At 34.5% G+C, this 1012-nt stretch carries 1 protein-coding gene; it reads left to right on the top strand.

Annotated features, from left to right (window positions below):
• Positions 1–207: 207 nt before the first annotated feature.
• The coding region (locus tag OOZ15_RS19860; protein ID WP_265958179.1) for a CHRD domain-containing protein at positions 208–1012 on the top strand (805 nt) is incomplete at its 3' end.

Genomic DNA, 1012 nt, shown 5'->3' with positions numbered 1-1012 from the left:
TATAATTGATGAAGATAGGGTTCTAGCCATTGACTATGAAATCTGGTGGTAACAATAAAAGCAAATGAAATTCACAGTTTCTATATAAGCTATCAATGTGATACCATTATATCCAAAATTTGGCATTTACTTTACCATGATTTATTAACCCAATCTTCTTAATTATTGTTACAATAAGATGTTTTTTATTAAACAAAATATTTCATTATGAAAAGAATCCTTGGTTTACTCTTGTGTATCAACCTTTTATTGGTGATAATCTTATGTATTAACCTTTCATTGGTGATAAGTTGCAGTGATGATGGTCCGGCCAAAACCCTGTTAAGTTCTTTTGAGGTCACTCTAAAATCTGCTAATTCTATTCCAATGGTCGCCGACAGAAATGAGTCCGGTACAGCTGTACTGGAATTATACGACGATAATACATTGATGTTTGCTATTATGGTAAACAATCTTTCTTCATCCGATAAGTTAAATATTTCCCGTATCCACAGTGGAGATGTAGTATCTACTGGAGCTGCTGAAATTGTATTAGTGGGTGGAAACGAAATATCCTTTTCAGGAAATTTCGCAAGCGGCACTATACAACTGACACAAGATCAAGTATCGCTTCTACAGGGAGAGGGCATATATCTAAATGTACATTCCGAAGAAAGTCCTCAAGGATTAATTAGGGGACAGGTTGGTCATGATATTGATGATGCTTATGATGTTGCTTTATCTCGAAATAATGAAGTTCCTCCTGTTACCAATAGAAATGAAGAGGGAGTTATTTATATGAGGACTGTGGATGACATGCTGTACTATAGAGTAGAAATCAATATCAATAACCTGGCAGCAAGTGATGCAATTACTGGCGGGTATATTCATGAAGGATCTTCCACAGAAAACGGCGATGGATTTCTAAATCTTGAAGTTTCTGATAATAATCAAATAAACATCTCGAAGAGTCTACAGTTAGATGATGCTGAAATTGATAAATTAAATAGTGATCCTTTATATGTTAATGTCC

The organism is Galbibacter kalidii, from assembly GCF_026241135.1.
Lineage (GTDB): Bacteria > Bacteroidota > Bacteroidia > Flavobacteriales > Flavobacteriaceae > Galbibacter.
This window is presented reverse-complemented; position numbering and strand designations above follow the sequence as displayed.